22 protein-coding genes are annotated in these 25656 nt (G+C 39.6%); 7 read left to right on the top strand and 15 right to left on the bottom strand.

Translation table 11 applies throughout. From position 1 onward, the window contains the following. Positions 1–13 precede the first annotated feature (13 nt). The 10 genes from O0V13_RS09155 to O0V13_RS09110 form a co-directional block, all read right to left on the bottom strand. Positions 14–1378 carry an APC family permease gene (locus O0V13_RS09155; RefSeq protein ID WP_268034680.1) on the bottom strand — a complete coding sequence of 455 codons (1365 nt, stop codon included), beginning with the start codon at positions 1376–1378 and terminating at the stop codon, positions 14–16. 21 nt (positions 1379–1399) lie between these two features. After that, positions 1400–2131, bottom strand: coding sequence for an acetolactate decarboxylase (locus tag O0V13_RS09150; RefSeq protein WP_268034679.1), 732 nt, complete (start codon positions 2129–2131; stop codon positions 1400–1402). A gap of 16 nt (positions 2132–2147) precedes the next feature. Then, a complete protein-coding gene (locus tag O0V13_RS09145; RefSeq protein ID WP_268034678.1) occupies positions 2148–3170 on the bottom strand; it encodes a glycoside hydrolase family 43 protein in 1023 nt (340 codons plus the stop codon). A gap of 78 nt (positions 3171–3248) precedes the next feature. Then, positions 3249–3869 (bottom strand): dihydrofolate reductase family protein, encoded by a 621-nt coding sequence (locus O0V13_RS09140; RefSeq protein ID WP_268034677.1) that lies wholly within the window; start codon positions 3867–3869, stop codon positions 3249–3251. 43 nt (positions 3870–3912) lie between these two features. Next, entirely contained in the window at positions 3913–4272 is a 360-nt protein-coding gene (locus tag O0V13_RS09135) for a hypothetical protein (protein ID WP_268034676.1), read from the bottom strand. A gap of 66 nt (positions 4273–4338) precedes the next feature. Further along, positions 4339–5229, bottom strand: a complete 891-nt coding sequence (locus tag O0V13_RS09130; protein ID WP_268034675.1) for a hypothetical protein — start codon at positions 5227–5229, stop codon at positions 4339–4341. 178 nt (positions 5230–5407) lie between these two features. After that, positions 5408–5809 carry an OsmC family protein gene (locus O0V13_RS09125; RefSeq protein WP_268034674.1) on the bottom strand — a complete coding sequence of 134 codons (402 nt, stop codon included), beginning with the start codon at positions 5807–5809 and terminating at the stop codon, positions 5408–5410. 184 nt (positions 5810–5993) lie between these two features. Then, on the bottom strand, positions 5994–6320 hold the full coding sequence (locus O0V13_RS09120) for a lysozyme inhibitor LprI family protein (protein ID WP_268034673.1): 327 nt from the start codon (positions 6318–6320) through the stop codon (positions 5994–5996). A 37-nt stretch (positions 6321–6357) separates the two neighbouring features. Then, positions 6358–6717, bottom strand: a complete 360-nt coding sequence (locus O0V13_RS09115; RefSeq protein WP_073571956.1) for a cupin domain-containing protein — start codon at positions 6715–6717, stop codon at positions 6358–6360. A 550-nt stretch (positions 6718–7267) separates the two neighbouring features. Next, positions 7268–7669: a hypothetical protein gene (locus O0V13_RS09110; protein WP_268034672.1), complete on the bottom strand. Its 402-nt coding sequence runs from the start codon at positions 7667–7669 to the stop codon at positions 7268–7270. Between the two features lie 258 nt (positions 7670–7927). On the opposite strand from O0V13_RS09110, the gene O0V13_RS09105 reads away from it, so the two are divergent. Continuing rightward, positions 7928–8317 carry a single-stranded DNA-binding protein gene (locus tag O0V13_RS09105; protein ID WP_268034671.1) on the top strand — a complete coding sequence of 130 codons (390 nt, stop codon included), beginning with the start codon at positions 7928–7930 and terminating at the stop codon, positions 8315–8317. 557 nt (positions 8318–8874) lie between these two features. Here O0V13_RS09105 and O0V13_RS09100 read toward each other — a convergent pair. The 4 genes from O0V13_RS09100 to O0V13_RS09085 are packed head-to-tail and all read right to left on the bottom strand — an operon-like array spanning position 8875 to position 15437. Beyond that, complete coding sequence (locus tag O0V13_RS09100) at positions 8875–12279, bottom strand: efflux RND transporter permease subunit (protein ID WP_268034670.1); 3405 nt, start codon at positions 12277–12279, stop codon at positions 8875–8877. 3 nt (positions 12280–12282) lie between these two features. Beyond that, the gene (locus O0V13_RS09095) at positions 12283–13416 is read right to left on the bottom strand and encodes an efflux RND transporter periplasmic adaptor subunit (protein WP_268034669.1); all 1134 of its coding nucleotides are present in this window, start codon (positions 13414–13416) and stop codon (positions 12283–12285) included. A gap of 43 nt (positions 13417–13459) precedes the next feature. Next, a complete protein-coding gene (locus O0V13_RS09090; RefSeq protein ID WP_268034668.1) occupies positions 13460–14818 on the bottom strand; it encodes a TolC family protein in 1359 nt (452 codons plus the stop codon). A gap of 10 nt (positions 14819–14828) precedes the next feature. Beyond that, on the bottom strand, positions 14829–15437 hold the full coding sequence (locus O0V13_RS09085; protein ID WP_268034667.1) for a TetR/AcrR family transcriptional regulator: 609 nt from the start codon (positions 15435–15437) through the stop codon (positions 14829–14831). A 431-nt stretch (positions 15438–15868) separates the two neighbouring features. Here O0V13_RS09085 and purL point away from each other — a divergent pair, with 431 nt between their 5' ends. The 4 genes from purL to O0V13_RS09065 all read left to right on the top strand — a co-directional run bounded on the left by purL (position 15869) and on the right by O0V13_RS09065 (position 23026). Beyond that, entirely contained in the window at positions 15869–19555 is a 3687-nt protein-coding gene (gene purL / locus O0V13_RS09080) for a phosphoribosylformylglycinamidine synthase (protein ID WP_268034666.1), read from the top strand. 626 nt (positions 19556–20181) lie between these two features. Further along, positions 20182–20370 (top strand): hypothetical protein, encoded by a 189-nt coding sequence (locus O0V13_RS09075; RefSeq protein WP_268034665.1) that lies wholly within the window; start codon positions 20182–20184, stop codon positions 20368–20370. Between the two features lie 171 nt (positions 20371–20541). Next, positions 20542–21075 (top strand): GNAT family N-acetyltransferase, encoded by a 534-nt coding sequence (locus O0V13_RS09070; protein ID WP_268034664.1) that lies wholly within the window; start codon positions 20542–20544, stop codon positions 21073–21075. Positions 21076–21364: 289 nt separating this feature from the next. Next, a complete protein-coding gene (locus O0V13_RS09065; RefSeq protein ID WP_268034663.1) occupies positions 21365–23026 on the top strand; it encodes a hypothetical protein in 1662 nt (553 codons plus the stop codon). Positions 23027–23174: 148 nt separating this feature from the next. Here O0V13_RS09065 and O0V13_RS09060 read toward each other — a convergent pair whose 3' ends face one another. Beyond that, positions 23175–23327, bottom strand: a complete 153-nt coding sequence (locus tag O0V13_RS09060; RefSeq protein ID WP_268034662.1) for a hypothetical protein — start codon at positions 23325–23327, stop codon at positions 23175–23177. Positions 23328–23461: 134 nt separating this feature from the next. Here O0V13_RS09060 and O0V13_RS09055 point away from each other — a divergent pair, with 134 nt between their 5' ends. After that, positions 23462–24247, top strand: a complete 786-nt coding sequence (locus O0V13_RS09055) for a hypothetical protein (RefSeq protein WP_268034661.1) — start codon at positions 23462–23464, stop codon at positions 24245–24247. Between the two features lie 171 nt (positions 24248–24418). After that, a complete protein-coding gene (locus O0V13_RS09050; RefSeq protein ID WP_268034660.1) occupies positions 24419–25414 on the top strand; it encodes a hypothetical protein in 996 nt (331 codons plus the stop codon). Positions 25415–25656 lie beyond the last annotated feature (242 nt).

Genomic DNA, 25656 nt, shown 5'->3' with positions numbered 1-25656 from the left:
CACTCATGGAGTTTTAAGCTTCCTTTTTCCCATTCCTTTTCGCAAAGAAAAGAGCTCCCATTCCCAGCAAAACATAAATGGAAAGGATATAGTAAAACTGCTCTTTGTTGACGGTAAATTCAAAATAAATGATCAACAAACCAGCAAAAAACAACCCTAACAGCGCTGCAATGGTCAAAAGAAGGGAGGAATTGGTTTCTTTTCTCTTTTTATAATTCGTGTATGCCATCAAAAGGGAAACCCCTATAAATGTGATACTCCCAAATTCTAAAATCACCTGGAGCCCTCCCGTTGCCAATAGGATAAAAGCTAATACACTCATCGTAATAATGGCTCTATCAGGAATATGGACTTTGATTTTTCTACCCAGAGACTTAGGGAAATAACCGTCATTGGCTACGACGGCCATCAGCCTGGAAGCTCCAAACAAGGTCCCACTGATCGCGCTAGAAGTGGCTAGCAAAGCTCCAAAAATAACCATAAACTGTCCCAAAGTTCCCAAGTAAGTCTTTGCGCCAGCGGCCAAAGCATATTCCTTATCCGAAATGATAATTTCCTTGGGGATAGTTGCCAAAGCTGATATCGCCAATACTACATACAGGGCTGTAGCAATTCCTATGGATGAATAGATGGCTCTAGGAATATTCTTCTGAGGATCATCCATTTCATTGTAGGCATGGATCACAAGCTGAAAACCTTCAAAAGCCACGAATGTAATGGCTGAAACAACCAGAATTTGATTTAGAGTAGTCTGATTTTCAAAGACTGGATAAAGATTCTGAATATCTCCTTTCCCTACCAACATCCCTGAAATAAAAAGTAGGATGATGATCTTTGAATAAACTAACAAATCTTCCAGCTTCCCCATTCCTTTGACACTAACCAAATTGACCGCTGCGAAAAAAGTTATGACCAAACCTGCAACAATTTTCTGCCAAAGCGGATCATTCAATGCCTCAATTTGGCTACAAAAGTAAGATGCGAAAGTAAAGGCATACAAAGCCAAGGTGCTGATGTACCCGAATACTATCAACCATCCAATGGCTGAAGAGGCTAGCGGGCTACCGGGAAAAGACTTTTTGAAAAAGGAATAAGTTGCTCCTTCATCCTTGTAGAACAAGGCTAACTTCACATAAGAGTATGCTGCAAATGAAGCTAAAACACCTCCGATCAGAATCGCTATAGGGGTTGCATTCCCAATATATTCTGTAGCGATTCCCAAAATCGAAAAGATTCCTCCCCCTACCATACCTCCCAATGCAATAGCAATCAGCTCCCCTAGCCCCAGCTCCTTTTCTCTTTTTCGAGTGAGCTTGGTAGTGCTTTCTTTGTTAAATCTGTCAGATAGAAATTGATTAAAAGATTCTTTGAGAGACATTGTTTTGAGGTTAGGAAAGCGTTAGTTCTGTGGTAAATAAAGTCTCATTTCTCCAATCTCCAGTTCATCCAAATGTCCCATTTTGCTTTCATCCTTTGTAATTAAATGCATATGCAAATATGAATCATGGTGAGTAAAGACTCCTTGATGTTCGGTTGAAAAGAAACCTACGACCTCTACTTCTTCTTCCCTAATTGGATAGTTTATTTGGCCTTGATGAGCTTCATCCGGATTGGACACCTTGGTTCCATCTGGAAGATTCTGGATATGGATTTTGGCTTTCGAAACTTTCCCTGTCAATTTAAAAGCAAATGGGCGCTTGAGCTCCAATGACTTTTCATCAATGAAACTCTCCAAATCCTGAATACTTTTAACCTGAGAAGGTAAGTCTACCTGATCCCAATTAATCACATTTCCATAGACAAAAAATGGAGCTGCAATCTCTTGACTTTGCATCACTTCCATGGTCGAATCAGAAGTCACTTTGGAGAAATAGCTTTTCCCATTATTGATTAAAATCTCTCCTTTCAGGAAAGCCAAAGGCCCCAAACCATACAAGCCCTCTTTATCTGAAATCGAATCCAAAGCTATTTTTCCTTCCAATTCTCCTTTCCACATAACATCCCTCATAGCTCCCGCAATTTTCAATTCCAAGTTGGGATTTGGATTTTGGGATTCCTTCTGCTTGTTTTTACAACTGAAAATCAAGACAAGAAACAAAATCCAGGAGAAATTTTTCACTGATGTTTTCATTGATATGACTCTAGTTTTACTTGGAATAATATTTCGGTCCAAGAATCAATTTATCTCCTGAATCATCCACCTCAAACAGATTGGGATAGCGGATATACCGTCCATTTTCACTTCGATGACTATGCACAGACATCAGGAGTTTTCCTTCCAAGGTTCTGAACAACATGCCATGGCCGAAATTTGGCGGAGTAATAGGTTCCTCTTCCTGAATCCAAGGTCCATCCAACGTACCACTTTCGGAATAGGCTACTCCTTGGGTATAGACATCGTACACCCAACTTGTCCAAAGCATTCCCAGTTTCCCTGTTTGGGTTTTAAAAAGCCAAGGTCCATCTGTCACCTTACTTGGCAGGGTATCTCCCTCACTATTCACTTCTCTACTCCATGGCGCATCAAAAGCCCGAAACAAGGTGTCACTTTCTCCAACAGAACCCGATAAGTCAGGTTTCAATTCGATCTTGGACATGGTTCCATTCCAGTTTTGGAGCCATTCTCCACAATAAATCATATAGGGTATCCCATCCTCCTCCCAAAAGGTCCCATCTAAAGTGGGGGCATCTGCTGGAAGGTAAGTAGGATCTTGCATCGGGACATAGGGACCCTCAGGTTGATCGCTTACCAAAATATGGCTCGCACGGCGTGGAATCACATTGTCTTTAACTATATCGATCTTGATTTGATCATTGGTGAAAGTGCCAAAAAAGTAGTACTTGTCTTTGTATTGATGGAGCTCGGCAGCCCAAATCATAGGCCTTTTCCCCATCCAGGAATTCGAATCTGTTTCCGCCACCCAATAAGGGCCATTCCAATTTTTTAAATCTTTGCTTTTCCAAAGCCAACCTCCTGTTCCGGTCATATAATACATTCCAGACTTTACATCCGTCAATATAGCGGGATCACTCAGTCGAATGGAATCCAATGGAACATTCTCCTTGACTTCGCGGATCCTCCTGCCACCATTTTGCCCTTGAATAATTTCTGGTTCTTTAGAATTACAGGCCAAAAAGATCAATAAGCTAAAAAGCAGGAGATATCTCATTTCAAATTTTGTTTCAGATAATTCTAAAAATAGCCATAAATAAAAAAAGAGGGGATCCCCTCTTTCAATCTTGTCTCTCTATTTTTTATTCAGCTTGTACCTGATATGAGTGGTATATTCTGAAGGAATTATCTCCATTACTTTCAGTTCATATCTATCCTCATCAATCCTTTCGAACAAGCGAATTCCCTTTCCCAGAAAGATGGGTGTAATATGGATGAAAAACTCATCAATCAGGCCCGCATTGAGGAACTGCTGAATGGTTTCGGCTCCCCCTTGAATCCGCACGTCCTTTCCTTGAGCTGATTTTTTAGCCAATTCCAAAGCGCTTTCTAATCCATTATTGATAAAGTAAAAAGTCGTAGATCCTTTTTGTACCCAAGGTTCGCGCTTTTCATGCGTCAGAACAAAAACATCTGCCTCAAACAGATCCTCAGCCCAGACAACTTCCCCTTCGTCAAACATTCGCTTTCCCATGATGTAGGACCCTGTTCGGGCAAATACATCATCAATCAACTTTCCATCTTGTCCATCCTCTTCGCCTCCTTCCTGCTTGATATGCTTCCAAAATGCTTTCTGTTTAAACATCCATTGATGAAGCTTCATGGAAATGCCTCCCATCGGATTGCTGGGGCCTCTATTTTCCCCTGCAAAATAACCGTCCAGGGAGATGGCGCAATCAAAAATTACTTTAGTCATAAGCTTTAGGTTTGTTTGAATTTAGTCTGAAATCACCAAAAAATCACTCTTTATCAATATGGTCCTTAAGCTCTTCTTTTAAACGGTGATAATGTTTCAATTTCATATTTAAAAGCTCTTCCTCGGTAAGTTTGGGTCTCTCAGAAACAGGGGCATCAAATTTTTCCGAAATCACTTCGATTGTCACTATATCTCCCCCATTTAAGTCATTGATTGCCCAATCAAAATGCTGATGGGTTTCGGAGTTCATCCCCCCTATTTGCATATTCAATTCTTCAGATTCATCATTTGCCCTTCTGACCGAATGTAGGATACAGGTCACAATTGAATCCTCTTTTTCAAAACCTGCTCGGCATATCTCCTGTTCATTCAGGCTTACTTTGAAGCCAAATATTTTCTTCATTTTTGATTGATTTCAATTTTAAAGCTCATAAAAATATTTTGTAAGCAACGAGGGCAACTATATTTCTCACAAACCTTCACAACTCACTACTGTTTGGCCAACGTAACCCATCAAAGGGTTGGATCCTTTCTTGCTGGATAAAAACACCAATCGACGAATACATATATCATCCGAAATTTTATAAATAATATCCGGTTTGGAGTCGCTATCAATATCGCCGATTATAATTTCAGAAATATTGAATCCATGGTTATGAGGGAATTTGTATAATGCTTGGTGGACGCCTGAGACACGATTAACCAGTTCTAATTCAACATTAAAATAGGTTGGATCGATAGTTCCAAATCCTTGATAAGAAAATCCATTTTGGCTAAAATCTGCCGAATAGATTAACTCGTAATCTTCATTGTTCAAACTGATATTGAACATGACGTTTTTCTCCAAAGGTTGTTCTCTTGGCGAACTATTCCTAGGAAGATCAATGGGATTTGCTGGAGAAATTACATGCATTTCAAGCTTTTTCTCTTCAAATTCCATTGACTTATCAAACACGCTAACGATCTCACCCACATTTTCTCCCTCGACTTCTATCGTTCTCTTTATGAAATAACCTCCACCGGTTTCTTCAAATAGGTAATGTACTTTGCCGACAAGTTTTTTAACAGCATACTGGTTATAGACAGATTTAATTACCCCAAAATATTCATTCTCTTCCCCATCATCAGTAATCCTATTCTTTACTTTCCATTGGTTTACAATATCCACGATTTCACTATTCCACCAAGAGGTATCAATGTGCAGGGCTACATTCTCAATCAGATGATTTTCCAATTCATACCAATCCGGAAAAGCAACACTATCTACCAAGTACTTGTTCGAGGATTCTATTCTCTCGACAATAGTGTAGGGAAGCGAATCTCTTGAAACTTCCTGACTGAAAGAATTAATAGTCAGCAATAGAAAACTGATAAAAACTAAATGACAAATTCTTGACCGCATTATCATGGTAAAAGTTATTCGGGTTAGTAAAAAATAATTACCCTTCTTTCGCAACAAGAAATCTGCCAAGTAGTGCTAACTGGAATTTAGAAATGAATTGAATAACTCGCCAAAAAGAGCTATCTGATTGAAAGAATCAACTTGTTTTGGTTATGATTCCAGAAATTGAGCAGGATGATTTCACGGTATTAAAAATGGTCCCAAAATTCTCAATATTTCTTTTTAGTAAATCTATATTCAGCTTTTCATCTGAACTATAGACGTTCAATTCATATTGAATTTCATCCATTCGGGGAGGTTTTTCAAGCCTGATTCCTTTTACGGTAATTTCAGCTTTTTCGTATTCAAAATTCATCAACTGAGAAAACCGCTCTACATTCTTTAAAATACAGGCGGAAAGAGAACCCAAAAACAGTTCAGCAGGATTTGGCAAGGTATCGGCTTTCTCTGGTGTAATCCCAAAACTTATCTCAGACTCTTTGACCTGAAAAGAAGCCTCTTTTTTGGAATAAGAAACAGCCTGGGTGATGTACTCCATAGAAATAAATGATTTGGTAAAAACTTGAAATCAGGCTAAAACTTGATGAGGAACCAACTTTTAAACGAACCTCTCTAATTTACTCATCCATTTTTATTGAATCATAATACCCCGCCAATTGCCCCACTCTATCTCTCACAATATCTGTCTTTCGTCCTGCAGCAATCACGATCCACATTGTTCCTTACATTTGTCCAAGGTATAGTTCGTTTATAATCTCAAACTCTTTATCACGAAACTCTATCCATTGCCTTTGAGCGATCTTAAGCTTTTCTTTCCCTGCCGAGTCGAGCAAACTCATGAGCAATTGGTAATACTTATTCATTTCCTTATCCCATTCTTGTCTGGCAGTAATTTCACAATTGACCATTCCTGAGGTGGTGAAATTAGTCTCCAAGGAAAGACATTTTGTACGTTTTAAGCCTATCGAATGAGTTTCAGATCCTTCAGTTTGGCTAAAAGCCAGAGATGAAATTGTAAAAAGCAGGAAAAGAAGCGATGTTTTTTTCATGGAATAAAATATCGGAAAAGCATTTGTGCACTTGATTTTATATTCTGTCCAATATGTGCTTTGTCAATTCGTTTTCTGTGTCGCCTGTATTCAAAGTTGTTGCAGGTTCAAAAAGCATAACCCATACTTCTTCGTCTGCAACGGGTTTGTGTTCAACACCTTTTGGCACTATCAAAAATTCATTTTCATTTACAATTACTGTTTTGTCTCTATATTCCATTTTGAAATTTCCCTTGACTACAAAAAAGAGTTCGTCTTCGTGGTCATGTTTGTGCCAAACAAACTCGCCTTTGAGCTTGGCAAGTTTTACGTGCTGTCCATTGAGTTCGCCTACTATTTTGGGAGACCAATGTTCAGTAAAAAGTTGAAATTTTTGTTCAAGGTTTACTTTTTCCATTTTGATTTCTTTTAGTTTTTTAAAATTGAGTATTTACTTTCTTATCCGTTTTCTTGTAGTCTGTTATTGTTTGGTTTTACAAAATAACATTGAGTTGAGCTTGGGCTCTACTAGCCGTAATTGTCTTAATTAGAATTTCCTTCGTTTCTAAATCTGCTTTAGGTGGAAGTTGAGGTAAGTCATTAAATGGTTCGGTCTTATCTAAGAAGTTCATAACGAGAGTAAACTTTACACTTGATTGCTATTCGAGAGTAAAAACAACAATTATTTACTCTCGTTTGATACTAAGAGGTAAATCTTACTCTCGTTTTTGGCTGTAGCACGACGGCTGAATAAAATTTCGAGCGGGAGACGAAGACAAAGTCGAGTCCACAGTAACGAAATTTATGGTTAAAAACAGAGGCACTGGGAATTGCCAAGACCCCGCTTGCATTTTATTTTTTGTTGGCAATGGTTTTTCTATTTATTCCACAATAGCAGATGCAACTTCTCTGTGTATTTTCCATTTACCATCATTTTTGTCCTTTTTGAGTATGACAAGAAAAGTATCCTATAATTCTATGGGTTCTCCTTCGGCATTAGTATAGTAAACTGAACTTGTTCCGAAGTCATAAGCAATAGTGTCACTAGCAATAATTGTTTCTTGAGGTCTCATTCTTATGCTGTCATAGCTGAATTGTCCCATTGGTTTTTCACGAATCCTTTTGTATTCCAACCAATCCTCACTTCCTGGAGAAACAGCTTTAAAATCAGATGTTGAGTATTGCTTTAAGTCACCATATCTTTTTTCTTTTATTGCGAGCTGAAAAGCAGTTCGGGTTTCTTCAATAGATTCTAATTCAGCTTGTATATCAATTTTGTCCGTATCTGTTGATTTTAAATCCGGCTGATTGTTTTTTTCATTACAAGAAATCAAAATTAAGGTCAAAAGTATTAGTAATAGATTTTTCATTTTATGATGATTTTATAGTTCTTCATAATTATTGCCACTCAGGTATAAACTCTACCTTCTTAAATCTACCATTCTTTTTCTTTTTTATTACCCTTGCTTAGTAGCCCAAAATCAAAGATTATCCGACAACAAACGACTACTATCGGATACTGTCGACTATTCACCGACTAATCTTTGCTCCTCCCCTGAACTTTGGATCATCAAGTTTTTCCTCTGGCGAAAACGAAAAATCAAATTCTTACTTAAACAATAATTATTATGAATGCGCTAAGAAACAAAGTACAGCTAATCGGACGTATGGGTGACAAAATCGAAGTAAAAACCTTTGAGTCCGGAAGAATCATGGGTAAGGTAAATCTGGCAACTAATGAAACCTATAGAAATGCCCAAGGAGATAAGATCACAGATACCACCTGGCATCACTTGGTCATCTGGGGAAAGCAGGCTGAGATCCTTGAAAAGTACACAGATAAAGGTTCTGAAATCGCAGTCGAAGGAAAAATCTCCAATAGAGATTATACCGACAAGGATGGAGTTAAAAAATATATCACAGAGATCGTGGTGCACGAATTTTTGCTTCTGGGTACTCCCAAAGGCAAATCCGAATCCAACTCTGCCTTGAATGACGAAGATGACCTTCCATTCTAATAAAATAAGTTCTATTGAACTCCTTATACACCTAAAGCGCAAGTCATATGGCTTGTGCTTTTTTGGATGCTTAGATTCAGATCAAGGATGTTGAGAGATTGGTGAGTAGGACTTGCACTTAGAATATGAATCGCCCTGAATTTGCTAAACAAAAATAACCCTGGGTGCAACCTTTGGAAAAAAGAACAAACCCTCTCCCCTCGGCCACTAGATCTAAATTAACCTCTAGACTAAGTGCCGAGGAGAATACGTAAATTCGAAAGGTTTGAGATTGCTCCCGTAGCTATCGGGATCTCGAACAGCAAGAATCAAAATTCCACATTTTTAAAATTTTGAAGATAGCTCTAATCTTTCGGTGCGGCGGGGGGATAAAGACAAAAGAACAAGTAAAAGAGTAATAATAGTTTGAGATTATTCCCGCATTTCGGGATCTCGAATAGCATGAACACTTTATTCTTTAACCTTAATTAACTAAAAACCAACCCCTTTTAAAAGTAAAAACCTCCGAGACATAGTCCCGGAGGTTTGTTCAAAAAAAACCACCAACCTTAAATCAATCATGCTTTGACTTTACGAAGCTTCATATTCAGCTTGTCTGCCAGTAAATACATGACTGGTACGATCACTAACGTAAGGAAGGTCGCAAAGGTTAACCCGAAAATCACTGTCCAAGCCATCGGGCCCCAGAAATCTGCGTTATCCCCACCTACGTAGAATTGCGGATCAAAAGAACTCAAAAGAGTTCCGAAATTTATATTCATACCGATTGCCAATGGGATCAAACCTAACACTGTGGTGATCGCCGTAAGCAATACCGGACGAAGACGAGTCTTTCCAGATTCAACGATACTTCCTACCAAATCAGTATAAGAAAGCACATCATTTTCTCCAATTCCCAACTCTTCCCTTTTTCTGCTTCTCACTAGATTGGTATAATCAATCAATACGATCGCATTATTCACCACGACCCCTGCCAGAGAGATAATTCCGATACCGGTCATGATCACCACAAAGTCCATATTGAAAATAACCAATCCCAAGAATACCCCAATCGTACTCAAGACTACGGAAGCCATGATAATAAATGGAGTGGTTACAGAGTTAAACTGAGCAACGATAATCAAGAAGATCATGGAGACTGCAATCGCCAATGCTCTCATCAAGAAAGCTTGTGACTTGGCCTGCTCCTCTTGCTCACCAGTAAACTTCACCTGGATTCCATCCGGGATTTCATAGGTAGCCATCAGATTTTTAAGCTGAGCATTAATCTCTGTTGGATTATACCCTTCCAAAACATTAGAAGCAACGGTGATCACTTTCTCCAAGTCCTTTCTTTTCACAGAACCATAAGTAGATCCGTATTGTACATCAGCTACTGCCGAAATAGGTACTTCTCTTTTGGTTCCAAACTTATCTCTGAATCCAATTTTCTTATTGATCAAAGTGTTGATATCATAGCGATAATTCTCCATCAATCTCAACTGAATCGGGTAATCATCTTCTCCTTCTTTGTATTTGGAAACTTCCAATCCAAAAAGAGCTGTTCTCATCTCAGTAGCGATATTGGAAGTAGAAAGTCCAAATCTTCTGGCCTTCTCACGATCAATATTCAAAATCACTTCTGGACTACCCAAAGACAAGTCAGATTTCAACTCCTCTACCCCGGCAACATTTTGTTTATCGAGATATTCTTTGGTCTGATTTACAAAAGCAATCAACTGCTCATAATCTTCTCCGATGAATTCTATATTAACGGCTTTTCCAACAGGAGGTCCGTTTCGCTGCTTATTGACAGTGATTTGAACACCTGGATATTTCTCCACCAAATCACGGATATCTTCCATCACTTCATTGGTATTGGCACCTTGACGATCAATGTAATCCACAAAACCAATGGTAATTTTAGCTTTATGAGGAGTAGCTTGATTGCTTGGACCTTCCAATGGATCACCAGTTCCTTCTCCAACCTGCGTAATCATGGATTCGATGATCGAATGGTACGGAGTCAAAGTTGCCCAAACTTCATCTTCCATTTGGTCTACAAAAGCATTTGTCGCTTCGATATCGGTACCGATAGGGAATTCTACAAAGACATTAATCAATTGAGGCTGATTATCTGGGAAAAAGAGAATTTTTGGCGCTCTTATACCCAACAAAGCCACCGAAAAGAACAAAAGCAAAATAGTCCCTCCAAAGAAAGCATAGGGTCTTTTTCCATCTAAAGCATATGTCAAAGTCCCCTCATACCAATTCTCCAATTTCACCAACAATACAGTCTGGAACCAGCGGATTGCTTTTCTCAATGCAAAAACATTGAACAAGGTCAATACACAGGCAATCAGCATCAAGGAACCCATAGCGGTCCATCCCATCAGATATAGAATGGTAGAAAGCACTAACAAAATACCTGCAACAATAATAGATTTTTGCTTCGGCTTGTCCTTTGTCACATCCTCCACTTTCATGTACATGGCAGTCAACACCGGGTTGATTACCAAAGCAACAAAAAGAGACGAGGACAATACAATGATCAAGGTGATCGGAAGGAACTTCATAAACTCCCCTACGATATCATCCCAGAAAGCCAATGGTAAGAATGCCGCCAAGGTAGTTGCTGTAGAAGTAATAATTGGCCAAGCCACTTCACCCACACCTTCTTTCGCAGCCTCAATTGCTGACTTTCCTTCAGACATCAATCGGTAGATATTTTCTACGACCACGATACCATTATCCACCAACATCCCCAGTGCAAGGATCAATGAGAACAATACCATCAGGTTAAGTGATATACCTAATGCATTCAAGATCAGGAAGGAGATAAACATAGAAAGTGGAATCGCGATCCCAACAAACAGTGCATTTCTAAATCCTAGGAAGAACATCAATACCAACACCACCAGAATCACCCCAAAAATGATGGAGTTTTCCAAATCACTTACCTGTAGTCTTGTTTGTTTGGATTGATCATTGGTAATAGTAATCTCCAAATCAGAAGGGAATCGATTGGCTTTGGTTTTATCAATGATTTCCTTGATTTTATCCGCTGCAATCAACAGGTTTTCACCGGATCTTTTGGTCACATTGATAGTGACTACCGGAAGATTCTTACTTCTTGCATATGATGACCTTTCCTTATAAGTGTCATCCACCACTGCCACATCACGTAGATAAACTATTTTCTGATTGTCAGTTTTGACAATGATATTCAATAAGTCATAGGGATCAGAAAATTCTCCATCCACACGAAGTGTTCTAGTATAATCACCAGCTCGGATATTACCGCCGGAAATAGTCACATTTTCTGCCTGGACAGCCCCTGAGATATCTCCGAAAGTCACTCCGGTAGCTTCCATCTTATAGGGATCCACATTGATCTGGATTTCTCGCTCTACAGTACCTGCCAAGTCAGCCTTGGAGATTTCTGAAAGCTTCTCGATCTCATCCTCCAGGTATTCTCCAAATTTCTTCAGCTCTGTCTCCGAGTAATCGCCCGAAATATTCACATTCATAATCGGGAAATCCGAAGTATTTACCTCCAAGACATTCGGATCCTGATCCAAATCTGTCGGCAGCTCACTTTTAGCTTTATCTACTGCGTCCTTTACATCCTGAATCGCTTTGGAGATTTCCACTCCCGGGTTAAACTCAATGATGATGGATGAAAAATCCTGAACAGATGTTGAATTAATGTCTTTGACATCATTCATGCCTTTCAGTTCCTTTTCAATCGGACGAGTGATCAGGTTTTCCATATCCACCGGTGAGTTACCTGGATAAGGTGTACCTACATACACCGTAGGAATAACGATTTCAGGAAAACTCTCTTTGGGCATGGTCCTGTAGGCACTCAATCCCAACACAGTAATGATTAATGTCAAAATCACCACTGAGGTAGAGTTGTCTACACTCAGACTGGACAGTCCAAATTCCCTGATATGCTTAGATTTTGGTTGCTCAGCCATAATTTATTGTTGTGAAATATTAACCTTGAAATTATCTCCTACCTCACGGAAACCTTTGTCAACCAAAGTTTCTGTACCCTGAAGACCTTCCAAAACCTCTGATTCATTGTTGAAGGTTCTACCTCTCTTGATATAATTCTTTTTGGAAATTCCATTTTCAACCGTGTAGATATAATCTCCTTTGTTATCACTCAAGATCAAATATGCAGGTACGATGACCGCACTTTTGTTTTCATAATCCTTGATCTTCAACACTGAAATCATATTTGGTTTCACTTGAGGAAGGTTCGGAAGGAAAACCTCTACTTTGAAAGTTCTGTTGTTAGGATTGATAATGGCACCGACTGCACTCACCTTAGTTTTCAAATCTTGATTGATTGATGGGAAAGACACATCCACGCTATCTCCTTTGCTCAGCACTCCGATGTAAGATTCAGAGATATCAGCTTCGATAAACAAATCGCTCTCTCCGACAAATTGGAACATGGATGATCCTGGCTGTACCAATTCTCCCAATCTTACCTGCACAGTTTCGATAGTTCCATTGAAAGGAGCGACAACCACTGTTTTATCCAATTGGGTTTTCAAAGATGCCAGACTTCTTTCCAGTCCCTCTTTTCTGTTTTTTGCTTCCAAGAATTGAACTTCTGTACCAATCTCCTGATCCCAAAGTCTCTTTTGCTTTTCATACAAAGTGGTCGCCAAGTCCAAGTTGTTCTGCAACTCATCGATATTTCTTTGAATCGTCTCTGAATCGATTCTAGCCAATACCTGACCTCTAGTCACTCTCATGCCTTCAATGGCAGGAACTTCCAGAACTCGACCACCTGTTTCTGCACTGATGATTACGTTTTTCTTGGACAAAACTGATCCAGTGACTTCTACATAATGATCAAATTCTCCTTTTTTGGCTTTTGATGTGGTAATCAAAATCGCTTTCTGATTTTGCTTGGCATACTCTGGATCCAAAGTGGCAATCTCAGCTTCCAACTCAAGAATGGAAGTCTGCAAAGTGGATGCTTCCGTACGAAGCTCCTCCAATTTTGCTTTTTTTGCCTCCACAGATTCATCTGAAGCACATCCAAAGGCTACAAGCATCAGGATGGTTATTGGTAAAAATTTTAAACTTGCTTTCATTTCTATTCAGATATTTTCTTTATCCCCTTCGGGAAAAGTTGGATTAGTTAAGATTATTGATTTTTAAAAGGCCCAATGCTTTTTCAAGGTCTACTTTAGCTACTAGCCCATCATACATCGCTGATAGATAATTGATTTCAGCTTCTATCAAAGCAGCATCTGCTTCTACCACTTCTAGATTTGAACCAACCCCTTCATTGTATTTGATCTTCGCAATGTCATAAACCTCCTGAGCCAGATTCAGGTTTTCCTGCTGGACTTCAAGAATATTTAAGTCATTTTTCAAATTGGTCTTAGCAGTGTAAATCTCGTTTTTGATGCTTTCATTTAGGAAAAACCGTTGGTTTTCCAATTGCATCATTTGGATTCGGTTCTTTTGGATTCTGGCACTCTTTGATAATCCATCGAAAATCGGAATCGACATACTTACACCTAATAAGGATGAACCGAACCAGTTTTGCTTATTAAATACCGCATCCATTGAATTGCCTGCTCCTGCTCGTTGTGCATTCGCTACGAAATCAATAGTCGGCATGTATTGGGCCTGATTGTTTTTCAAATCCAAATGGGTCAATTCAAGGTTTGTTTGCAATTGACTTACCTCTACCCTTTCGATTCCCTCTTCAGCCAAAAGCGCATTGAGTTCTTCTCTTGGATTTAACTCTTGCAAGGTTTCAGTCAATTCTACATCATATTCCATCGGCATTCCCATCTGGATTTTAAGAATCTGCTTGCTCACTTCCAAAGCTGTCAAGCTTCTTTCCAGTTGCGTATAGGTATTATTTCTCTGAACTTGGATTCTAGAGACATCAATCTTCTCTGTAAAACCCGCTTCGTTCAAAGCTTTTGTTTCTTCAAGCAATGAATCTATCCTAGCTAAGTTTGCTTGTGATAGTTTGATTCTTTCTTGATTGACCAAAACTCCGAAATAGGCTTTTTTTACAGATTCAATGACATCGTTTTCAGTTTTCACCAAATCCAAATCAGTCAATTGTCGGTATGTCTTCGCTGCTCTCAATCCCACAAAGAAAGAACCATCAAAAATCATCTGGGTCAAATTAGCTCCCAGATTGGAGGAATAGCTCAGACCGAATCGAGCTGGAATCACATCCCCAGGAATGCTTGGATCACCAAACGGCGGCTCATTAGGCAAGAACACCACCGGAATGGATGGATTGTAGTTCAATCCAAAAGATCCGGTGATCTGAGGCAAACCAGTGGCAGTGGTTTCCTTTACGGTAGCTTTGGAAATCATTGTTTCCAATTGGGCATTTTTGACATTGACGTTATTCTCTAAAGAATAAGACAATGATTCCCTTAAAGTCAAAGGCAATACTTCCTGCGCGTTGCCAGCGAAGGAAATGGTCAAAAATGCAAAAACTAATAGTAGGTATTTTTTCATCACAACTAAATCAAATGTGCTTTGCTTTTTGGGTTTTATAGGCTTCCCGTCCTTTTTCGGTGAACATTCCATGAAGAAAATGATCCATAGTCTGGAGCTGCTCTTCAGCTAAATTGTAATTTTTGTTAGGGTAATTATTCGGATTTAATGCTTCAGATATCTGATTTACTCGAAGTCTAGCCATTATTCCAGGATCAATTTCATCCCTGAAATAACCCAATTGTTTCCCTCTTTCTATAATATTGACAAGATCTGTCATAATTACTTTTTCCCGATGCTCTTCAAATAGATCCCACACCTCCGGGAAATACTTTTGAACTTCGAAAATCGCCATCGGATTAATCTCACTCAATCGTTCGCGGATCATCTTGGAAACTTTCACCAAATGGTCTACCACATCAGTACCTGAATCTTGGATAAAAGCCATTTGCTTTTGATCTTTCTCGAGAATCAATTCAAAAGCAACTCGAACGAGTGCCTTTTTATCTCTAAACTCCTGATAAAGTGTCTTTTTGGAAATCCCCATCAGCCGCGCAATATCATCCATGGTGGTATTCCTTACCCCATATTTGGTGAATTGCTCCATTGCTACATCCAAAATTTTTTCTCTAGTCTCCACTCCAGTTCTAATTAGAGCGCAAAACTATGGAAACGATTTACAACTCCAAAGTTTCCTGAGTTTATATTTAAAATAAAATTCTGATTTTCAAGAATAAACAAACCATTAAAATGTTCGAAACTGAACAAAACAGCACATTTGAAATACATTATTTTGCATACTTCCAAGAAACCTCAAGTTAGATTTAGGTATTTTGGAACCAGATAGGACCTTTATCACTTTTCTTATTTTGCCATTTCATCACTTTGAGATCGAACTTTATCAAATAAAAAAATGTCCTCGAAACTTCTCATTTTTCAATGTTACATTTCTATGAATTTCTAAATCCGGAAATACTTGGTAGAAAGGCTTGAATAGAAGGATATAAATTCAATTCTGGTTTTTCACAATCCGCCCAATTCCTTACCTTTGCAGCTTACCAGCTCAAGGACATGATTTTCTTCTTTGAATCCCCTCAAAAAGTAGTCTACGCAGTACAGACTCCACAACCTTTCGCCCAAGAAGACATCGAAAAACTCACCTGGCTCTTTGGCGAAGCCTCTCCTATCCAAACCTCTGAAGTCTCCGGTAAATTCTCCGGCCCTCGGAAAGAAATGATCACCCCTTGGTCTACCAATGCCGTAGAAATCGCCGGCAATATGGGAATCTTGGGAATCCAGCGAATTGAGGAATTTTTCCCAATGGCTGAAGGCGATCAAATCGACCCGATGCTTCAAAAGGCTTATGATAATCTGGATCAGGAAATCTTTGACATCCATTTGGAGCCAGAGGCAATCCAAAATATCGAAGACATCGCTTCCTACAACCAAGAGCAAGGCTTGGCTTTGAGTGAAGAGGAAATCACTTATCTGGAAAATGTAGCTTCTCAATTGGGGCGCCCTTTGACTGACTCTGAAGTATTCGGATTTTCTCAGGTAAACTCCGAGCACTGTAGACATAAGATCTTCAATGGAACTTTCATCATCGATGGAGAAGAAAAGCCAAAGACGCTTTTCCAACTGATCAAGGAAACTTCCAAGCAACACCCGAACAGAATCGCTTCTGCTTATAAAGACAACGTCGCATTCGTTCAGGGACCAAAAGCTTATCAGTTTGCTCCAAAGACCCAGCATCAGGCTGACTTCTTTGAGCAAAGAGAAATCGATACTGTGATTTCTTTGAAAGCTGAAACTCACAACTTCCCGACTACTGTAGAACCTTTCAATGGTGCAGCTACCGGTTCCGGTGGTGAAATCAGAGATAGATTGGCAGGTGGAACTGCTTCCATTCCTTTGGCAGGAACGGCAGTTTACATGACTTCCTACTCCAGATCTGAAAAAGGAAGAAGCTGGGAGAAAAATCTAGCAGAAAGACCTTGGCTATACCAAACGCCAATGGATATCCTGATCAAAGCTTCCAATGGAGCTTCTGATTTCGGAAATAAATTCGGTCAGCCATTGATCGCAGGATCTGTGTTGACTTTTGAGCATGAGGAAGACGACAAGCAATTTGGCTTTGACAAAGTAATCATGCTTGCAGGTGGGATCGGCTTCACCAATGCCAAATACACCAAAAAGGACGAGCCGAAAGCCGGAGACAAAATCGTCATCATGGGTGGTGACAATTACCGCATCGGTATGGGTGGATCTGCTGTTTCTTCCCTGAATACAGGAGAACTTTCCAATGCCATCGAACTCAATGCGATTCAGAGATCCAATCCTGAAATGCAAAAGAGGGTGGCAAACGTAATCCGTGCCATGGCGGAAAATGAAAACAACCCAATCATTTCCATCCACGATCACGGCGCTGGAGGACACTTAAACTGTCTTTCTGAATTGGTGGAAAACACCGGAGGTACGATTCACATCGACAAACTTCCTGTCGGCGACCCTACTCTATCCGCTAAAGAAATTATCGGCAATGAATCCCAGGAAAGAATGGGATTGGTAGTCGGCTCCAAAGATATTGACACCCTTCAACAGCTTTCTGACCGTGAAAGAGCTCCTTTCTACGTGGTCGGTGAGACTACTGGAGACATGCACTTCAAATTCGAAAATCAAAAAACCGGTGAGAAGCCAGTAGACTGGAATTTGGCCTACATGTTCGGTTCTTCTCCAAAAACTGTTTTGGAAGACAACACCACCAATGCTGCTTTCTCCGAAGGAGCTTACGATCCACAAGCGATCAAAGGCTATATCGAGGAAGTATTGCAATTGGAAGCGGTTGCTTGTAAAGACTGGTTGACCAACAAGGTGGACCGCTCTGTAACAGGTCGAGTAGCAACTCAACAGACGGTAGGTGAGATCCAAGTTCCTTTGAATGACGTGGCTGTAATGGCTTTGGATTTCACAGGAAACAAAGGAATCGCAACTTCCATCGGACATGCTCCTGTGGCGGCATTGGCAGATCCGGAGGCAGGTAGCCGATTGGCGATTGCAGAGGCTTTGACCAACTTGGTTTTTGCTCCTGTTTCTGATGGTTTGAAAGGAGTTTCTCTTTCTGCCAACTGGATGTGGCCAGCTAAAAACAAAGGCGAAAATGACAGATTGTACCGAGCGGTGCAGGCGGTTTCGGACTTTGCCATCGAATTGGGAGTAAATATCCCGACTGGGAAGGATTCACTTTCCATGACTCAGAAATATCCTGACGGAAAAGTAGTTTATTCTCCGGGAACGGTGATCATCTCTTCTGTAGGCGAATGTTCTGATATCAACAAAACTGTGAAGGCTGCAGCTCTTCCAGTGGCAGGATCCAAAATCTTGTATGTTGATTTCTCCAAAGACGCAGCGAAATTGGCTGGATCCAGCTTCTACCAAGTTCTAAACAAAGTTGGTACTGAAACTCCGACCGTTCAGGACTCTGGATACTTTGCAAAAGCATTTGAAACAATTCAGGAACTGATCAACCAAGGATTGATCTTGGCTGGTCACGATATTTCTTCCGGTGGTATCATCACTGCCCTTTTGGAAATGTGTTTTCCTACTCAAAACTTGGGTATGAACGTGCAGGCAGATCGATTGGCTGAATCTGATTTGGTGAAAGCCTTATTCTCTGAAAACCCTGGAATCTTGATTCAGGTAGCTGATGATCATCAAGCTGAGGCCTTCTTGACTACTCAGGAAATTGACTTTGTTGAATTGGCGAAGGTGAATGATTCTGGAGTTGTCAATCTGGAAGGAAAAGGTTTAGAGTTGAACGTTTCGGATCTTCGTGATACCTGGTTCAAGTCTTCTTATTTATTGGATAAAAAGCAAAGCGGCGAGCAATTGGCGAAAGACCGTTTTGACAACTATAAAAACCAGCCACTTTCTTTTGAATTTGCTGAATCTTGGAAAGGTGACTTTGCGAAAGCAGGGATTGATCCATTCAGAAAAGAGAAAGGAAAAGCAAAAGCCGCTATCATCCGCGAAAAAGGAGTGAATGGCGATCGTGAAATGGCCTATGCGCTTTGGTTGGCAGGATTTGAGGTGAAGGACGTGCATATGACGGACTTGATCGCAGGTCGTGAAAACCTGGAAGATGTACAGATGATCGTCTTCGTAGGTGGATTCTCAAACTCCGATGTATTGGGATCTGCCAAAGGATGGGCCGGAGCCTTCTTGTACAATCCTAAGGCAAAACAAGCACTGGATAACTTCTATGCAAGACCTGATACTTTGAGTTTGGGTGTATGTAACGGTTGCCAGCTGATGGTAGAGCTTGGCTTGGTAGGTTCTGAAGATCCTAGCCAAAAAGCTAAAATGCTTCACAATGCCAGTCATAAGTTCGAATCCAGCTTTGTGAGTGTTTCGATCCCTGAAAACAACACGGTCATGCTATCTAGCCTAGCTGGACAAGATTTAGGAGTTTGGGTAGCACACGGGGAAGGTAAATTCTCCTTGCCAAAAGCTGAAAGCGAATACCATATCGGCATGAAGTATAGCTATGCGGCTTATCCAGGCAATCCCAATGGATCTGATTATGCGGTAGCGGGAATTGCCTCCCAGGATGGCAGACACTTGGCGATTATGCCACATATCGAGAGATCCTTGAAGCCTTGGAACTGGGCGCACTATCCAATGGATAGAAATGATGACTTCACTCCTTGGGTGGAAGCATTTGTGAATGCGAAGGAATGGGTAGAGAAGCACACTTCTTAAACTTAGAAATTCATCATTCGGTATTTACGAATTAGGATTTTAGATTGACGAGATTGAACTGAACTTCAATCGTAAATTACAATCCAACTACCTTTGAAATAGATTTTGAAATCCCTTGGAGCAATCTGAGGGATTTTTTTTGCCTTTTTTTAATATATTGAAATACTTTTAGTTCAGATCATATGAAAAACAGTTTAAACGATTCCTATTTTTGAAAAAAGACAGGAGTTCTGATGGAATTCACTATTGCAAAAAAGCTCAAAGAAAGCTATTAATCTTAACTTTTTGAAAGAGGTGGCGACTAAAGATTTATACAGGAATTATTGGGTCATGATTCTATTCCAATTCCTATCTGGATTTACAAATGTGAGCCAGAAAAGTCTTCAAAAAATCAGGAGTCCATTTGATAACCTCTAGGAAAATATACGAGACAAACATTCGCGTATCCAACCGAAAAAGACCAATATGCGAGATAAAAGTGAATCAATAAACAAGTTACCACCAATGCTAAAAAGACAGACCATATAACCTCAGACCAATATTTAAGAAACATTATTGCCATCAAGAAAGCAGAAAGCATTACAATTGACGATTGGAGATTATCCAATTGTAAACGGTCAGGTGACTTGCAGTTTTGGACCCATGAAAACCATGCAATAGAATTGTATCGGCCAGAGATGATAGAAAGTAGAATGAAATACATTCATGAGAACCCAGTTAGAGCAGGTTGGGTCGAGAAACCAGAAGAATACCTATATTCCAGTGCAAGGAATTATTCAGGACTCAATGGCTTGATTGAGGTGGATTATTGGTAACAGGTTGTTTAAACCAAATGTATCTCGACCATTGTCGTGGACTGTTTGGATATTAGGGTGAAGTTGCAAACTCACCCAGCGCCGACTATGAAATCATAGCCTCCATGGGATGCTACGCTTCATATACCAACCGTCAGTTATACAAAAAGACGAATATTGGATTTAACAAAAATGAATATCACCCAGAACATTAGAATAAAAAGCAATAGACTCTTGCTAAGACCATTTACTGAAAGTGATATTGAATCTGTATTCAAAGGACTTTCTCATCCTGACATAATTAAATATTACGGAGTTAGTTTTGACAGTTTGGAAGCAACAAAAGAACAAATGACTTGGTTTGCTGACCTGGAGAAAGAAGGAACGGGAATGTGGTTTGCCGTATGTTCATTGGATAATAAAACTTTTTACGGTGCAGGTGGACTTAATGATTTGAATAAAGAACATAAAAAAGCGGAAATAGGCTTTTGGCTACTGACTGACTTTTGGGGCAAAGGAATTATGATGGAAGCTATGCCTTTAATATGTAACTACGGCTTTGAGAAACTCGGACTTCATAGAATAGAAGGGTTTGTAGAATCAGACAACACAAACTGTAAAAATGCAATGGCGAAACTTGATTTTCATTACGAAGGAACTATGAAAGACTGTGAAATTAAAAATGGAAAGTTTATCAGCTTGGACATTTACTCAAAATTAAAGTAGAATAAATAAAAGCCGAACACATAACAACGCCCAAATGTTGACAAAATGAGTACAACCTGCATACATATTGTCCCCCACTAAGCGTAGTCTGCAACTACGCTTTGCTATTTCTTGAATTTGCAATTCATGATCCAAATAGGCATTTCTGAAATTTGCCCACTCCGGATTTCTAACGCCAGTAACTAACCGAAAAATTTGCGTACTTTAACCCGTATCTGACGGTAATACGAGACCGTTATCTGTCATAATAGTGCTTGAATAAACATTTGTAGAAATCAAATCCAATAGAATGTCATATATTAAAAGGGCTTTTGGCCTTTTATTGTTTTTACTTGTAGTTCTTTCCTGTTCACAGTCTAAAGAAGAAAATGATGATCAAATTAAGATTCTGTTTATCGGAAATAGCTATACCTACTATAACAGCAGCCCTGAATTAGTAAAGGCATTAATTCAGGAGAAATTTCCGGATCAGCTAGTAGAAACTCAGTTGATAAGTGGTGGTGGTATGACCCTTGCCGATCATTGGCAAAATGAAAGTACAATTCAAACCATCAGAACAGGGGATTGGGATTATGTGGTACTCCAAGAGCAAAGTAAGTTGGGTATGGCTGTGATGATCGATAACGACATATTTTTTGGACAAACAGAGGGATTTTATGAATATGCCAGGAAATTCGATACTGAAATTAAAAAAGCAGATGCTAAGACAGTGTTCCTGATGACATGGTCAGTAAAGGATAAGCCAAAAGAACAAGCCATTTTGTCCCATGCTTACACAAGTATTGCCAAAGAATTAAAGGCTGAACTGGTCCCTGTTGGTTTGGTTTGGGATGAATTGCGTACTAATCCTAAGATTGAATTATATGCCGATGATGGAGGGCACCCATCCCCTTTGGGTTCCTATTTATCAGCTGTTACACTTTACTCCACGTTGATGGCTGATGATCCTACTGGGCTTTCGGGGATTATCTCTGGTCACCCGCTATCAAATACAGGTGAGCCCTCATCAAATAGCGAGTTGCTAATTGAAATTTCTAAAGAGGAAGCTAAATTAATTCAAGAGGCAAGCTGGAAAGTGGTCCATGCCATCCAAGAATCAAATGATTACCCTGATATAGAACAGCCAGAACCAAGCTATTCCATTCCTGTCTTGAGCAAAGGTGAGCCAATGGAGCTAAAAAACATGATCGGAAAATGGTATGGAACCAGCACTTATGGATCTGACTACCTTGGCCAAATAATGGAGATTAAGGATGTTGATGGAAAACCTGAAGCCAGCCTTTCATTTTACTCAGCCCATGTACAGGATCAAATGCGAGTAGATAATGTTATTATTAAAGATGATCAATTGATTTTGACTCTTTATGACTCTTTAAGGTCCCTAAACTCCACAGTACGAATTTCACTAAGCGGAGGTAATATGGAGGGGATATTAGAATCCTCAGGCAACTTACAGATGTATAAGCATCTATATTTTTCAAAAGAATCTTCTCCCGACAAAATTGATCTTTCAGAAATAGAGTTGCTGATGGAATCCTACCAATCTAACATTCTCAAAGAGGGTTATATAAAAGCTTCCTTGGAACATTACGAACAATACAGCAACCTGATTGGTGAAACGTACAAGCCAGAAGAATTTTATTTGAATGCTGTGGGATACAATTTCCTGAGAGAGGATAAAGTGAATGATGCCCTCAATGCTTTTGAATTAGCTATGGTTTACTATCCTATGTCAGTCAATGCTTATGACAGTTATGCAGAGGCTTTGATTGTTGATGGTCGAACAGATGAAGCAGTGGAAATTTATACTAGAGCTTATGAGCTCGCCAAAAAGACCGGATATGAAAATCTGGCCTATATTGAAGAGAATCTAAATAAGTTGAAAAATAATATTGCTGTAGATTTAGAAGGAGAAGCAACTCCACCACCCCCACCTCCTCCATCACTATAGGTGCCTTTCTAAGCGTTTCTGCGACTACGCTTTCCTATTTACTTGAATTTGGAATTCATAAACCACTATGCTTTTATGCAATCAGATCCTGGACGTTTATGTTAAGCGCTTTCTTAATAAAAATAAAGTACCTCCGAAAGATTTTAGATCACAATAGATCCAAATTGGACTCCAAGGCTTTGGGATCAGGGGTCTTACTGATGGTTTTATGATGGCAATTGGTAGTAAAGATGCAAACGCTCCACTGGCGTTTGTGCACATCAATACCAATGAATAACTTAGGAGAAAATCGGTATTCCATGATAAATCTCTTTTTGGTTCTGTTCTTCAAACGAACCTGATTATGTCATCGGAACTATAGTGCATAGCACCCTGCGGGATGCTACGACACCATACACGGGACGTTGCCACACATAACCACAACTCGCAGAGAGAATGCTTAAACGAAAGATTAAGATAACTGAAACTGACATTCACATCCACTCTGGACTTCTGAACTCCGCAACTGAAAAGGAACATGTTTTTCATTTTGAAAATAGCCAACCAACTCTAAGAGTATTCGAGAACAAGCAACTTTTGCGAACATTCAACATCGAACCTTTGTCGTCTAACCCCGACCTAACAGGTCAATTTTTGCATAGCTCGATCCGAATACTTGATAATGAGTCTGTCATGATTGATGGCATCATTTCTAGGTACCCAAACGAACATCCTGATTGGAAATCTGATGATTATGAAGCTATACGATTTCAGCCGTTCTTTTTGAACTCGAACGAACAAGAAAATCATAAATTAAAAGGTCAAGGACTTTTCGTAAGAGGGTTACATTTTTCAGGAACAGTAACACCTTCTGGAGTTCGAACCGTTTGCATTTGCGATTACTGCAACAGAAGCTTCACTTTACAACACTTCCATGCTGGATTTTCCGAATCGCAATATTTCTATTCAAGTGATAGCAAACAAACCCTTGTCATCAAATATTCAAAGATTCCGAACTTGCCAACTCAACTCCAAGAGTCGATAAGCGAACGCCAACTGAAAGAGATTGAGGAACAATTACCGAGTCCAACAACTGGAAATGGAACCTATCGGTATTTCAACTCCTTCAGATGCCCTCATTGTAGTGATCCTTTTATAGATTTTCATTCCAACCCGAACTCCAGACCCAACGAATACTACGGGTATCGACTTATAAATCAGGACTTTCAAACGGTCGAATAAACGTGTGGTAACAACAGTACATATTGTAGGTCGGGGTTTGGTGGTTTGCCAACTGCGAATTCTCGTTTCGCAATTCCATGTCCATCGGACAGGAACGCCCCCCGAAATCCGCCCCGACAACATGTACCAATCGTTTCCAACCATTTACGCTAAAAATGGATCTTTTATTTGATGAAGAAATTTTCCGTATCCATTTTGCTTATAGGCTGCCTTTTGGTTTCTACTAAGAGCCATGCCCAAGAAAACTACCTGAAATACCACTCGAAGGTAATTGAGTGCGAACAACTTATTGTCAAAGGAAAATACAGTTCTGCAATTAACCTATTTGATTCTCTCTTTAAACAGTTTGATTTCTTGTTTCTAAGAGACCTCAAAGTTGCTACTGAACTCAGTGCATTCGAAAAAGATTATAAATCGGGGATGAAATTCACCAAGCTGGGTATCAAGGCTGGTTGGACGCTAGAAAGCATCGACAAAAATAACAACTTGCGATCTTTAAGGGAACAACCGGAATGGGCTAGAATAATGTCTGCATATGATTCCCTTCACAACATCTACCTATCAAGACTAAATCTTCAGATTAAAGAACAAGTCCATGAAATGTTTAAGAAGGATCAGAAAAAGGCACTTGGAGCATTTATTAGAATAGGACAAAAGGCTAAAAGGAGATATTCTGAAAAAAAATTTGCTCCCCATAGCGAGCATCAGTTAGAGGAACTAGGGCATATTATAGATGAATTTGGTTATCCTGGTGAACGACTTATTGGGAATAATTTATGGGGCTCAGTGATTTTAAGTCATCATAATTCAATATCAGAGAATTACAATTCGAAAGACACGATATATGATCATTTAAGGCCGAAATTATTGAATGCATTGAAACAAGGTGAAATATCACCCTATGAATTAGCACAAATAGAAGACTGGCGAATTGCTGCTTTAAACGACCATGAATTAACATCATATGGCTTTCTTGGAGCCATTCCAGACGATATAGTTCTTGAAACAATCAATAAAAATAGAGCGAATATTGGATTAAGGAGCATTGACCTAAGAAATGAATTAATAGATGTTGAAAATGAAACGGGAATGAACCTGCATCTTCCCAAAGGATGGCAGGACAATAAAATTACGGTTGCCAATCGAATAGACGGCCATGAGCAATAAGCCCACAACCTGCCCCACTAAGCGTAGTCTGCTACTACGCTTTTTTATTTCTTGAATTTGCAATTCATAATACCCTTTGAGTGAAGCTGAATTATGCTTAGAAAAAAACATCTTCCTGGAGTGTTTAAACCAATTGAATCCTGACCATCTTCGTAGATTGTAAAGTTTAGGGTGATTTTCAAACTTCATCCAGCGCCAGAGTCTACGCCTAGATGGGCTTTATCCCAATTTGTAAATGAAAG

It is taken from the genome of Algoriphagus sp. PAP.12, from assembly GCF_026652115.1.
Taxonomy (GTDB): Bacteria; Bacteroidota; Bacteroidia; order Cytophagales; family Cyclobacteriaceae; genus Algoriphagus.
Note: the sequence above shows the minus strand (reverse complement) of the source record. Positions and strands in the feature narration are given on the sequence as shown.

Excerpts from the sequence above, each read along its gene's own strand:
- O0V13_RS09155 (WP_268034680.1), bottom strand. The coding sequence starts at position 1,378 with ATGTCTCTCAAAGAATCTTTTAATCAATTTCTATCTGACAGATTTAAC.
- O0V13_RS09150 (WP_268034679.1), bottom strand. The coding sequence starts at position 2,131 with ATGAAAACATCAGTGAAAAATTTCTCCTGGATTTTGTTTCTTGTCTTG.
- O0V13_RS09145 (WP_268034678.1), bottom strand. The coding sequence starts at position 3,170 with ATGAGATATCTCCTGCTTTTTAGCTTATTGATCTTTTTGGCCTGTAAT.
- O0V13_RS09140 (WP_268034677.1), bottom strand. The coding sequence starts at position 3,869 with ATGACTAAAGTAATTTTTGATTGCGCCATCTCCCTGGACGGTTATTTT.
- O0V13_RS09135 (WP_268034676.1), bottom strand. The coding sequence starts at position 4,272 with ATGAAGAAAATATTTGGCTTCAAAGTAAGCCTGAATGAACAGGAGATA.
- O0V13_RS09125 (WP_268034674.1), bottom strand. The coding sequence starts at position 5,809 with ATGGAGTACATCACCCAGGCTGTTTCTTATTCCAAAAAAGAGGCTTCT.
- O0V13_RS09120 (WP_268034673.1), bottom strand. The coding sequence starts at position 6,320 with ATGAAAAAAACATCGCTTCTTTTCCTGCTTTTTACAATTTCATCTCTG.
- O0V13_RS09115 (WP_073571956.1), bottom strand. The coding sequence starts at position 6,717 with ATGGAAAAAGTAAACCTTGAACAAAAATTTCAACTTTTTACTGAACAT.
- O0V13_RS09110 (WP_268034672.1), bottom strand. The coding sequence starts at position 7,669 with ATGAAAAATCTATTACTAATACTTTTGACCTTAATTTTGATTTCTTGT.
- O0V13_RS09105 (WP_268034671.1), top strand. The coding sequence starts at position 7,928 with ATGAATGCGCTAAGAAACAAAGTACAGCTAATCGGACGTATGGGTGAC.
- O0V13_RS09100 (WP_268034670.1), bottom strand. The coding sequence starts at position 12,279 with ATGGCTGAGCAACCAAAATCTAAGCATATCAGGGAATTTGGACTGTCC.
- O0V13_RS09095 (WP_268034669.1), bottom strand. The coding sequence starts at position 13,416 with ATGAAAGCAAGTTTAAAATTTTTACCAATAACCATCCTGATGCTTGTA.
- O0V13_RS09090 (WP_268034668.1), bottom strand. The coding sequence starts at position 14,818 with ATGAAAAAATACCTACTATTAGTTTTTGCATTTTTGACCATTTCCTTC.
- purL (WP_268034666.1), top strand. The coding sequence starts at position 15,869 with ATGATTTTCTTCTTTGAATCCCCTCAAAAAGTAGTCTACGCAGTACAG.
- O0V13_RS09070 (WP_268034664.1), top strand. The coding sequence starts at position 20,542 with ATGAATATCACCCAGAACATTAGAATAAAAAGCAATAGACTCTTGCTA.
- O0V13_RS09065 (WP_268034663.1), top strand. The coding sequence starts at position 21,365 with ATGTCATATATTAAAAGGGCTTTTGGCCTTTTATTGTTTTTACTTGTA.
- O0V13_RS09060 (WP_268034662.1), bottom strand. The coding sequence starts at position 23,327 with ATGGAATACCGATTTTCTCCTAAGTTATTCATTGGTATTGATGTGCAC.
- O0V13_RS09055 (WP_268034661.1), top strand. The coding sequence starts at position 23,462 with ATGCTTAAACGAAAGATTAAGATAACTGAAACTGACATTCACATCCAC.
- O0V13_RS09050 (WP_268034660.1), top strand. The coding sequence starts at position 24,419 with ATGAAGAAATTTTCCGTATCCATTTTGCTTATAGGCTGCCTTTTGGTT.